General features: G+C 69.1%; 10 protein-coding genes. 8 read left to right on the forward strand and 2 right to left on the reverse strand.

Features of this window, described 5'->3' with window-relative positions; genetic code table 11:
• Positions 1 to 298 precede the first annotated feature (298 nt).
• Positions 299 to 1,042, reverse strand: a complete 744-nt coding sequence (locus CCN29_RS27680) for a Crp/Fnr family transcriptional regulator (RefSeq protein WP_037829748.1) — start codon at positions 1,040 to 1,042, stop codon at positions 299 to 301.
• A 380-nt stretch (positions 1,043 to 1,422) separates the two neighbouring features.
• On the opposite strand from CCN29_RS27680, the gene rpsL reads away from it, so the two are divergent.
• The 5 genes from rpsL (at position 1,423) to CCN29_RS36295 (ending at position 6,503) form a co-directional block, all read left to right on the forward strand.
• Positions 1,423 to 1,794, forward strand: coding sequence for a 30S ribosomal protein S12 (gene rpsL, locus CCN29_RS27685; protein ID WP_003948652.1), 372 nt, complete (start codon positions 1,423 to 1,425; stop codon positions 1,792 to 1,794).
• Positions 1,795 to 1,796: 2 nt separating this feature from the next.
• Complete coding sequence (gene rpsG, locus CCN29_RS27690) at positions 1,797 to 2,267, forward strand: 30S ribosomal protein S7 (RefSeq protein ID WP_003998848.1); 471 nt, start codon at positions 1,797 to 1,799, stop codon at positions 2,265 to 2,267.
• A gap of 39 nt (positions 2,268 to 2,306) precedes the next feature.
• Entirely contained in the window at positions 2,307 to 4,433 is a 2,127-nt protein-coding gene (gene fusA, locus CCN29_RS27695) for an elongation factor G (RefSeq protein WP_006130800.1), read from the forward strand.
• A 169-nt stretch (positions 4,434 to 4,602) separates the two neighbouring features.
• Positions 4,603 to 5,796 (forward strand): elongation factor Tu, encoded by a 1,194-nt coding sequence (gene tuf, locus CCN29_RS27700; RefSeq protein WP_006130799.1) that lies wholly within the window; start codon positions 4,603 to 4,605, stop codon positions 5,794 to 5,796.
• Positions 5,797 to 5,993: 197 nt separating this feature from the next.
• A complete protein-coding gene (locus tag CCN29_RS36295) occupies positions 5,994 to 6,503 on the forward strand; it encodes a hypothetical protein (RefSeq protein ID WP_369151812.1) in 510 nt (169 codons plus the stop codon).
• Between the two features lie 73 nt (positions 6,504 to 6,576).
• Here the strand turns inward: CCN29_RS36295 and CCN29_RS27710 are convergent, their stop codons facing one another.
• Positions 6,577 to 7,197, reverse strand: a complete 621-nt coding sequence (locus tag CCN29_RS27710) for a TetR/AcrR family transcriptional regulator (RefSeq protein ID WP_051792021.1) — start codon at positions 7,195 to 7,197, stop codon at positions 6,577 to 6,579.
• A gap of 143 nt (positions 7,198 to 7,340) precedes the next feature.
• Between CCN29_RS27710 and CCN29_RS27715 the strand changes: the two genes are divergently transcribed.
• The 3 genes from CCN29_RS27715 to CCN29_RS27725 all read left to right on the forward strand — a co-directional run bounded on the left by CCN29_RS27715 (position 7,341) and on the right by CCN29_RS27725 (position 10,607).
• Positions 7,341 to 8,363 carry an aldo/keto reductase gene (locus CCN29_RS27715; protein WP_006130796.1) on the forward strand — a complete coding sequence of 341 codons (1,023 nt, stop codon included), beginning with the start codon at positions 7,341 to 7,343 and terminating at the stop codon, positions 8,361 to 8,363.
• A gap of 30 nt (positions 8,364 to 8,393) precedes the next feature.
• Positions 8,394 to 9,293: an LLM class flavin-dependent oxidoreductase gene (locus tag CCN29_RS27720; RefSeq protein ID WP_006130795.1), complete on the forward strand. Its 900-nt coding sequence runs from the start codon at positions 8,394 to 8,396 to the stop codon at positions 9,291 to 9,293.
• Between the two features lie 132 nt (positions 9,294 to 9,425).
• Entirely contained in the window at positions 9,426 to 10,607 is a 1,182-nt protein-coding gene (locus CCN29_RS27725; RefSeq protein WP_086685338.1) for an endo-1,4-beta-xylanase, read from the forward strand.
• The last annotated feature ends 78 nt before the right edge of the window (positions 10,608 to 10,685 follow it).

The following is a 10,685-nucleotide window of genomic DNA, read 5'->3' on the forward strand; positions in this document are numbered from 1 at the left end:
TGCGCCCACCCGTGCCGCCCCTAGCAGCACGACTGCCCGCAGGCGGCAGGCGCCTCAGGGGCGCGGGGAACTGCGCGCCCAGCCACGGTGCGCCCCGCACCCGGCGTGCAACAGTCCCCGGCACCCCGGTGGCCGCCCGGGTGTGGGGCGCGGGCCTGCTGGAGGGGTGCCGCCTGCGCCCACCCGTGCCGCCCCAGCGGCACGACTGCCCGCTGGCGGCAGGCGCCTCAGGGGCGCGGGGAACTGCGCGATCAGGCACGTACCGCCCGCACCCGGCGTGCAACAGCCCCCGGCACCTTCACGGCCGTCGGGGCGACGGGATCGCCGGGGTGTTTTCCTCCGCGGCGGCGATGCGGCGCAGGACGTCGGGGCGGCGGATCAGCAAGGTCCGCCGCCCCGTCGTCACCGCGTCCTTCTCCCGCAGCTCGCGCAGCAACCGCTGCACCATCTCCCGGGACGCCCCGACCGACCCCGCCAGCTCCTGCTTGCTCAGAGGCACCGCGAGCTCGACCCCCGCGGCCGTGCGCCGCCCGTGGCTGCGGGCGAGGTCCAGCAGCAGCACCGCGAACCGCTGCCGCACGTTCATCGACCCGAACTCCAGGCGCCGCCGGTCCGCCGCCCGGGTCCGGTCCGCGGTGAGACCGAGCAGCGCGAACGACGCGGCGGGAAACCGCTCCAGGAACTCCTTGAACCGCGCGTGCTCCACGGCCACCGCCCGCACCGGTTCCAGCGCGGTCACCGTCGCCGACCGGGGGCGCCCGGTCAGCGCCGCCGACTCGCCGACCACGTCACCGGCGCCACGCAGCGCGAGCAGGGCCTCGTAGCCGTTCGCGGCCGAGGCTGTGACCTTGGTCCAGCCCTGCACCAGGAACAGCACGTAGGAGGACGGTTCCCGCTGGTGCAGCAGGACGACCCGGGGAGCGAACCGCAGCTCGTGGCCGAGTGCGAGCAGCGCGGTGCGCTCCCCGCTCTCCAGTCGGGCCAGGAACGGCACCCTGTCCTCCAGGCCACCGTCGTCCGGTCCGTACGACGCCGATGTCATCAGGCTGGATCCCCCCGTTCGTCTCCGGCGGACGGATCAAAGTACTGAGTGCCGGGCGAGTGAAGGGCGGGATCCGGCCAACGCGGCAAATCGGCCGGGCGCGGGCCGGAAGAACCGCAAGAAGTCGGGCGTGTCGCGCTCCACTCCATTTGTTTTGACCGGAGTCCGTGAGCTAGGTACGCTCAGACCTTGTGCCTGGGGTGTGCCCTGGCCTTCGTGCGTGCCATCACACCGCACCGGGGGCTGTGAAACGGCCACCGCAATTCAGCGCTTCCTTCTGCCTTGCGGTGGGAGTCCGCCGGATTCGACACACCCGACCGCGTGGGTCGGAGATGTTCCAGGTTAGCTGTACCCATCGGCACACAGAAACCGGAGAAGTAGTGCCTACGATCCAGCAGCTGGTCCGAAAGGGCCGGCAGGACAAGGTCGAGAAGAACAAGACGCCCGCACTCGAGGGTTCCCCTCAGCGCCGTGGCGTCTGCACGCGTGTGTTCACGACCACCCCGAAGAAGCCGAACTCGGCCCTGCGTAAGGTCGCGCGTGTGCGTCTGACCAGCGGGATCGAGGTCACCGCCTACATTCCGGGTGAGGGACACAACCTGCAGGAGCACTCCATCGTGCTCGTGCGCGGCGGCCGTGTGAAGGACCTGCCGGGTGTTCGCTACAAGATCATCCGCGGCTCGCTCGACACCCAGGGTGTCAAGAACCGCAAGCAGGCTCGCAGCCGTTACGGCGCCAAGAAGGAGAAGTAAGAATGCCTCGTAAGGGCCCCGCCCCGAAGCGCCCGGTCATCATCGACCCGGTTTACGGCTCCCCCCTGGTGACCTCCCTGATCAACAAGGTGCTGCTGAACGGCAAGCGCTCCACCGCCGAGCGCATCGTCTACGGCGCCATGGAGGGCCTGCGCGAGAAGACCGGCAACGACCCGGTCATCACGCTGAAGCGCGCTCTCGAGAACATCAAGCCGACCCTCGAGGTCAAGTCCCGCCGTGTCGGTGGTGCCACCTACCAGGTCCCGGTCGAGGTCAAGCCCGGCCGTGCCAACACGCTGGCGCTGCGCTGGCTGGTCGGTTACTCCCGCGCCCGTCGCGAGAAGACCATGACCGAGCGTCTGCTCAACGAGCTCCTCGACGCCAGCAACGGCCTCGGCGCCGCTGTGAAGAAGCGCGAGGACACGCACAAGATGGCCGAGTCCAACAAGGCCTTCGCGCACTACCGCTGGTAGTCGCAGACCCCATCGAGACCGAGAGAAGACTGAAGCCTTATGGCTACCACTTCGCTTGACCTGGGCAAGGTCCGCAACATCGGGATCATGGCCCACATCGACGCGGGCAAGACGACGACCACCGAGCGGATCCTGTTCTACACCGGCGTTTCCTACAAGATCGGTGAGGTCCACGACGGCGCTGCCACCATGGACTGGATGGAGCAGGAGCAGGAGCGTGGCATCACGATCACCTCTGCTGCCACCACCTGCCACTGGCCGCTGGAAGACGTCGACCACACCATCAACATCATCGACACGCCGGGCCACGTCGACTTCACCGTCGAGGTGGAGCGTTCGCTGCGCGTGCTCGACGGTGCCGTGACGGTGTTCGACGGCGTCGCCGGCGTCGAGCCCCAGTCCGAGACCGTGTGGCGTCAGGCGGACCGCTACGGCGTTCCGCGCATCTGCTTCGTCAACAAGCTCGACCGCACCGGTGCCGAGTTCCACCGCTGCGTCGACATGATCTCCGACCGCCTGGGTGCGCAGCCGCTGGTCATGCAGCTGCCCATCGGCGCGGAGGCCGACTTCAAGGGCGTCGTGGACCTGGTCCGCATGAAGGCGCTCGTGTGGTCCGCCGAGGCCGCCAAGGGTGAGATGTACGACGTCGTCGACATCCCGGACACCCACACCGAGGCGGCCGAGGAGTGGCGCGGCAAGCTGCTCGAGGCCGTCGCGGAGAACGACGAAGAGCTGATGGAGCTGTACCTCGAGGGCACCGAGCCCACCGAGGAGCAGCTGTACGCGGCGATCCGCCGCATCACCATCGCCTCCGGCAAGGGTGAGGGCACCACCGTCACCCCCGTGTTCTGCGGCACCGCGTTCAAGAACAAGGGCGTGCAGCCCCTGCTCGACGCCGTCGTGCGCTACCTGCCCTCCCCCCTGGACGTCGAGGCCATCGAGGGCCACGACCCCAAGGACGCGGAGAAGGTCGTCGCGCGCAAGCCGTCGGACGAGGAGCCCCTCGCCGCGCTCGCGTTCAAGATCATGAGCGACCCGCACCTCGGCAAGCTCACCTTCGTCCGCGTGTACTCCGGCCGTCTGGAGTCCGGCACCCAGGTGCTGAACTCCGTGAAGGGCAAGAAGGAGCGCATCGGCAAGATCTACCGCATGCACGCCAACAAGCGTGAGGAGATCGAGTCGGTGGGCGCCGGCGACATCGTCGCCGTCATGGGCCTGAAGCAGACCACCACCGGTGAGACGCTGTCCGACGACAAGAGCCCGGTCATCCTGGAGTCCATGGACTTCCCGGCGCCGGTCATCCAGGTCGCCATCGAGCCCAAGTCGAAGGGCGACCAGGAGAAGCTCGGCGTCGCGATCCAGCGGCTCGCCGAGGAGGACCCGTCGTTCCAGGTCCACTCGGACGAGGAGACCGGCCAGACCATCATCGGCGGTATGGGCGAGCTGCACCTCGAGGTGCTGGTCGACCGCATGCGCCGTGAGTTCAAGGTCGAGGCCAACGTCGGCAAGCCTCAGGTCGCGTACCGTGAGACGATCCGCAAGTCGGTCGAGAAGGTCGAGTACACCCACAAGAAGCAGACGGGTGGCACTGGCCAGTTCGCTCGCGTGATCATCGCGATCGAGCCGATCGAGGGCGGCGACGCCTCGTACGAGTTCGTCAACAAGGTGACCGGTGGCCGCGTGCCGAAGGAGTACATCCCTTCGGTGGACGCCGGTGCGCAGGAGGCCATGCAGTTCGGCATCCTCGCCGGCTACGAGATGACCGGCGTCCGTGTGACGCTGCTCGACGGCGCGTACCACGAGGTCGACTCGTCCGAGCTCGCGTTCAAGATCGCCGGTTCGCAGGCCTTCAAGGAGGCCGCGCGCAAGGCTTCGCCCGTGCTCCTGGAGCCGATGATGGCCGTCGAGGTCACCACGCCCGAGGACTACATGGGTGACGTCATCGGCGACATCAACTCCCGCCGTGGCCAGATCCAGGCCATGGAGGAGCGGGCCGGTGCCCGCGTCGTGAAGGGTCTCGTGCCCCTCTCGGAGATGTTCGGCTACGTCGGCGACCTGCGCAGCAAGACGTCCGGCCGTGCCAGCTACTCCATGCAGTTCGACTCCTACGCCGAGGTTCCGCGGAACGTCGCCGAGGAGATCATCGCGAAGGCCAAGGGCGAGTAAGGGGCTCCGTTCAACGGACTCCGTGACAACGCTTTAGGCTTGACCCCGGAGCCTGCAAGTGGTCGTTCCACCGTCACCCGGTGGAACGACCCGGGCCCGGGTTTCCCAGCAAAGATCACCTGGCGCCGATGAAGTAAGGCGTACAGAACCACTCCACAGGAGGACCCCAGTGGCGAAGGCGAAGTTCGAGCGGACTAAGCCGCACGTCAACATCGGCACCATCGGTCACATCGACCACGGTAAGACGACCCTCACGGCCGCCATTACCAAGGTGCTGCACGACGCGTACCCGGACCTGAACGAGGCCTCGGCCTTCGACCAGATCGACAAGGCTCCCGAAGAGCGCCAGCGCGGTATCACCATCTCCATCGCGCACGTCGAGTACCAGACCGAGACGCGTCACTACGCCCACGTCGACTGCCCCGGTCACGCGGACTACATCAAGAACATGATCACGGGTGCGGCGCAGATGGACGGCGCCATCCTCGTGGTCGCCGCCACGGACGGCCCGATGCCGCAGACCAAGGAGCACGTGCTCCTGGCCCGCCAGGTCGGCGTTCCCTACATCGTCGTCGCCCTGAACAAGGCCGACATGGTCGACGACGAGGAGATCCTGGAGCTCGTCGAGCTCGAGGTGCGTGAGCTCCTCTCCGAGTACGAGTTCCCGGGCGACGACGTTCCCGTCGTCAAGGTGTCCGCTCTGAAGGCCCTCGAGGGCGACAAGGAGTGGGGCCAGTCCGTCCTGGACCTCATGAAGGCCGTCGACGAGTCGATCCCGGAGCCGGAGCGCGACGTCGACAAGCCGTTCCTGATGCCGATCGAGGACGTCTTCACGATCACCGGCCGCGGTACGGTCGTCACCGGCCGTATCGAGCGTGGTGTCCTCAAGGTCAACGAGACCGTCGACATCATCGGCATCAAGACCGAGAAGACCTCCACCACGGTCACCGGCATCGAGATGTTCCGCAAGCTGCTCGACGAGGGCCAGGCCGGTGAGAACGTCGGTCTGCTGCTCCGCGGCATCAAGCGCGAGGACGTCGAGCGCGGCCAGGTCATCATCAAGCCCGGTTCGGTCACCCCGCACACCGAGTTCGAGGCCCAGGCCTACATCCTGTCGAAGGACGAGGGTGGCCGTCACACCCCGTTCTTCAACAACTACCGCCCGCAGTTCTACTTCCGTACGACGGACGTGACCGGCGTCGTGACCCTCCCCGAGGGCACCGAGATGGTCATGCCGGGTGACAACACCGAGATGAAGGTGGAGCTCATCCAGCCCGTCGCCATGGAGGAGGGCCTGAAGTTCGCCATCCGTGAGGGTGGCCGGACCGTGGGCGCCGGCCAGGTCACCAAGATCGTCAAGTGACGTTCTGACCTGGTAGCTCCTGCTGCGAGCACCTGAAGGGGCCCGCACGACTTCGGTCGTGCGGGCCCTTTTGTTCTGGCGCGAGGGCTTGCGAGCTCGGGAGCGTGGGAGCGTCAACGCGTGCCGGTCAGTTCGCTCGGTCGTGCGAACGTTGCCGCACACCGGCAAGGGCCAGAAGGGTGGACACGCTCCTGCAGATGGACACCGAGGACGGCAGTTTCCTCCTGGCGGTCGAGTCGCAAGGCCGCCCGGCCCCGGACAAGCCGGCCAGCTGGGCCTACTACCTCTCCTACGTGTACGCCAAATACGGCATTCCGCCGGTACTCCTCGTCGTCTGCGCGGACCGGGGGACGGCAGAGTGGGCCGCCCGGCAGGTCGACATCGGACCACGTCAGTGGTGCTCGCTCAGCCTGCGCCCTCTCGTCCTGGGACCCGACGACGTGCCGGTGATCGACAGCCCGGACGAAGCGGCTCGCGACATCCCGCTCACAGTCCTGTCCGCGGCGCTTCGGGCGGAGAGCCGGGCGAAGGACCTGCTGGTCCTCCTCGGGCACCGAGGCGTCGAGGTTTCCGAGGCCGACCGGGAGCGCATCGTCGGCTGCGGTGATCCCGACGTGCTGGGCCTGTGGTTCAGGAAGGCCCTCACTGCGACTTCGACGGCGGAGATTTTCGCGTCGGACGGGGACGCCGGGGCGGATGTCGGCTGACGGTCTCCAGGTCGGGTTGCTGGTGGCGGCAGCAGCCGTCGCCGAGAGGCGGGACTGTGCCCCTCGCCGGCCGTCAGTGCGTTCGGCGTAGGCCGTCGACCAGCACCGCGGCCAGGCGGCGCGCGTCGTAGGCGGGGTCGTTCTCCGCGCCGATGCAGAGGTTGCCCACGCCGCGCATCAGGGTGAGCGCGGGGATGTCCTCGCGGATCTCGCCTGCTGTCCTCGCGGCGTCGAGGAGCTGGGTGCAGACGGGGACGAGGCGGTCGAGGAAGTAGGCGTGCAGGCCCTCGAAGCCCTGCTGGTCGGAGCGCAGGACGGCGGCGAGGCCGTGTTTGGTGACCAGGAAGTCGACGAACAGGTCGATCCACTGACGCAGGGCGTCGTGCGGGGTCGGGGCGGAGTCGAGGAGGGCCGGGCCGGCCTCGGCGCAGGCCTCCACCTGGTGCCGGTAGACGGCGATGATCAGGTCCGCGCGGGTCGGGAAGTGCCGGTAGAGGGTGCCGAGGCCCACGCCGGCCCGGGAGGCGATGTCGCGCACCGGGGCCTCCACGCCGGACGTGACGAAGACCGCGGCGGCCGCCTCCAGCAGCGTCTCCTTGTTGCGCCGGGCGTCCTTGCGCCGTGACGCGGCGCTGCTCGCGTCGCCGTCCTTGTCGTCCCTCTGGTTCACCGCGTCGTCCTCCACCTCACGCATGCCTCCGCATGGTCTCACGCACGCCCGATGACGCCTCCGCATGTCCGGTCGCCGGAAGCCCTAGCGAAACGGAACCGTGTTCCGTATTGTAGGAGCCGTACCGGAACGTTGTTCCGTTTCCCTACCCGTGAGGAGACCACGGCATGCAGTACCGCACCCTCGGCCGCACCGGCGTGCAGGTCAGCACCCTCGCTCTCGGCGCGATGAACTTCGGCGCCATCGGGCGCACCACGCAGGAGGAGGCCACCGCCATCGTCGACGCGGCCCTGGAGGCCGGCGTCAACCTCATCGACACCGCCGACTGGTACGGCGAAGGCCAGTCGGAGGAGATGGTCGGCAAGGCCATCGCCGGCCGCCGCGACGACATCGTGCTGGCCACCAAGGCGACCATGCCCATGGGCGAGCGCAACCGTCAGGGCGGCTCGCGCCGCTGGCTGTACACCGCCCTGGACGACAGCCTGCGCCGCCTCGGCGTCGACCACGTGGACCTCTACCAGATGCACCGCTGGGACCCGACGACCAGCGACGAGGAGACCCTCTCCGCCCTCACCGACCTCCAGCGCGCGGGCAAGATCCGCTACTTCGGCTCCTCGACCTTCCCCGCGTACCGCATCGTGCAGGCGCAGTGGGCCGCCCGTGAGCACCGGCTGAGCCGCTACGTGACCGAGCAGCCCAGCTACTCGATCCTCCAGCGCGGCATCGAGTCCCACGTCCTGCCCGTGACGGAGGAGTACGGCATGGGTGTACTGGCGTGGTCCCCGCTGGCCTCGGGCTGGCTGTCCGGGGCAGTGCGCAAGGGCCGCGACGTCGCCACCCACCGCTCGGCGGTCCTGCCGGAGCGCTTCGACCCCTCGCAGCCCCACAACCAGGCCCGGTACGACGCCGTCGAGCGGCTGTCCGAGGTCGCCGACGAGGCCGGGCTCACCCTGATCCAGCTCGCCCTCGGCTTCGTCACCGCGCACCCCGCCGTCACGGCCGCGCTGATCGGCCCCCGCACGCCGGAGCACCTCCGGTCGCAGCTCGCCGCCGCGGACACCGTGCTGTCCGCCGACGTCCTCGACGCGATCGACGAGATCGTCGCCCCCGGCACCGACCTGGCCCCCGGCGAGAAGTTCGACACCCCGCCGGCGCTGCTCGACGCCTCGCTGCGCCGCCGCCGTCACTGACCACCACCCGACCGGAAAGGGCCACGGCCCATGCCCGACACGACACGCACGCCCGCCCGGCCGGGACGGCCCAGCTTCGGCATCATGACCGCGCCCATCCAGGTCGGCTACGACGACCTCGTCCGCGTCTGGAGCGAGGCGGACGAGGTGCCCGAGATCGAGCACGCCTGGCTGTTCGACCACCTCATGCCCATCTTCGGAGATCCCGACGGGCCCGCGTTCGAGGGCTGGACGCTGCTGGCGGCCCTCGCGGCGCGGACACGGCGGCTACGGCTGGGCGTCATGGTCACCAGCAACCGGTTCCGGCCGCCCGCCCTCCTCGCCAAGATCGCGACGACCGTCGACATCGTCTCCGACGGCCGGCTCGACTTCGGCATCGGCGTCGGCTCGCGCCCGCATCCGCCCGAGGCGTGGCGCGAGTACCCGGCCCACGGGCTGCCGTTCCACGACCCGGCGCAGGCGGTGGCGAGCCTCGCCGAGGCCTGCGCGCTGATCAAGCGGCTGTGGACGGAGGACAAGCCGTTCGACTTCCACGGCGAACACCACCGGCTGACGGGGGCGTTCGGCAGCCCCAAGCCGGTGCAGCGCCCGTATCCGCCGATCCTCGTCGGCGGCCGGGCCGCCGCGACGCTCCGCGTGGCCGCCGAGCACGCCGACCTGTGGAACATCCCCGGCGGCGACATCGACGACGCGGTGCGCCGCAGCGCCCTGCTGGACCGGTACTGCGCCGACATCGGCCGCGACCCCGCGTCGATCGTCCGGTCGATCCACCTTCCGGTCGACACGGACCGGCCCGACGCCGTACGGGAGGCCGTGGGGGAGGCGCTGGACGCGGGGTTCCGGCATGTCGTGCTCGGGCTGCCGGCGCCGTTCCCCGAGGGGATCGCCAGGTGGGTGGCGGAGGAGGTGATCCGCCCGTCGGCGGGATGAGGGCGGCGAAAACCCCGCGCGTGCACGGGTATTGACGCGCCGCTCGGCAGGACCGTACCGTCCGCCCATCCCTAATGTTTCGGATTCGACTTCGAAACATTCGAGAACGACGACGGGAATGAGAGCCCTCGCATGAGACCCCTTCGTTTCGTCACGGTGGCCCTTGCCACCGCGGCACTGACCCTGCCGCTCCTCGGCGGTTCCGCGTCCGCCGCCGCCCCCGGCGGCCCCAAGCCGCCGCCGCACTCCCACGCCTCGCACGACCGGCTGCGCGCGGCCGCCCCCGAAGGTTTCGTGATCGGTACCGCGGTCGCGGGCGGCGGCCACCACCTGGAGCAGGACTATCCGGACCCCTTCACGTACGACAAGGAGTACCGGAAGGTTCTGGGGCGGGAGTTCAGCTCGGTCTCGCCCGAGAACCAGATGAAGTGGGACTACATCCACCCCGAGCGCGACCGCTACGACTTCGGGCAGGCGGACGCGATCGTCGAGTTCGCCCGCAGGAACCACCAGGTGGTGCGCGGACACACGCTGCTGTGGCACAGCCAGAACCCGGCGTGGCTGGAGCAGGGCGACTTCACCAAGGCGGAGCTGCGCGAGATCCTGCGCGAGCACATCACCACGGTGGTCGGCCGGTACAGGGGCAAGATCCAGCAGTGGGACGTGGCGAACGAGATCTTCGACGACCAGGGCAACCTGCGGACCCAGGACAACATCTGGATCCGCGAGCTCGGCCCGGGGATCGTCGCGGACGCGTTCCGCTGGGCGCACAAGGCCGACCCCAAGGCGAAGCTGTTCTTCAACGACTTCAACGTCGAGGGCGTCAACGCCAAGAGCGACGCGTACTACGCCCTGGTGAAGGACCTGCGTGCGCAGCGGGTGCCGGTGCACGGCTTCTCCGTGCAGGGCCACCTGAGCACGCGGTACGGCTTCCCCGGCGACCTCGCCGACAACCTGCGCCGCTTCGACGCGCTGGGCCTGGAGACCGCGGTCACCGAGCTGGACGTCCGCATGGACGTCCCTGAGGGGTCGGTCCCGACCCCGGCCCAGGAGAAGCAGCAGGCCGAGTACTACCAGCGGATGCTCGAGGGGTGCCTGGAGGTCGACGGCTGCAACTCGTTCACCATCTGGGGCTTCACCGACAAGTACTCGTGGGTCCCGGTGTTCTTCCAGGGCGAGGGCTTCGCAACGGTCATGACGGACGACTTCGACCGTAAGCCGGCGTACTACGCGCTGCGCGACACGCTGAAGGACGCCCGCCACGACGACTGCGGGAAGGGCGGCCCGAGGGGCCCGAAGCACCGCAAGCACTGAGCGTTCTCCCGCACGCCTCCCACATTCGCCGCCCCGGCCCGGTCGCCCGTCACCGGTCCGGGGCGGCGAATGTGGGAG

Source organism: Streptomyces pseudogriseolus, assembly GCA_002154585.1.
GTDB lineage: Bacteria > Actinomycetota > Actinomycetes > Streptomycetales > Streptomycetaceae > Streptomyces > Streptomyces pseudogriseolus.

Coding starts and splice junctions, on each gene's coding strand:
- rpsG (WP_003998848.1), top strand. CDS start 1,797: ATGCCTCGTAAGGGCCCCGCCCCGAAGCGCCCGGTCATCATCGACCCG.
- fusA (WP_006130800.1), top strand. CDS start 2,307: ATGGCTACCACTTCGCTTGACCTGGGCAAGGTCCGCAACATCGGGATC.
- CCN29_RS36295 (WP_369151812.1), top strand. CDS start 5,994: ATGGACACCGAGGACGGCAGTTTCCTCCTGGCGGTCGAGTCGCAAGGC.
- CCN29_RS27710 (WP_051792021.1), bottom strand. CDS start 7,197: ATGCGTGAGGTGGAGGACGACGCGGTGAACCAGAGGGACGACAAGGAC.
- CCN29_RS27720 (WP_006130795.1), top strand. CDS start 8,394: ATGCCCGACACGACACGCACGCCCGCCCGGCCGGGACGGCCCAGCTTC.
- CCN29_RS27725 (WP_086685338.1), top strand. CDS start 9,426: ATGAGACCCCTTCGTTTCGTCACGGTGGCCCTTGCCACCGCGGCACTG.
- CCN29_RS27680 (WP_037829748.1), bottom strand. CDS start 1,042: ATGACATCGGCGTCGTACGGACCGGACGACGGTGGCCTGGAGGACAGG.
- CCN29_RS27715 (WP_006130796.1), top strand. CDS start 7,341: ATGCAGTACCGCACCCTCGGCCGCACCGGCGTGCAGGTCAGCACCCTC.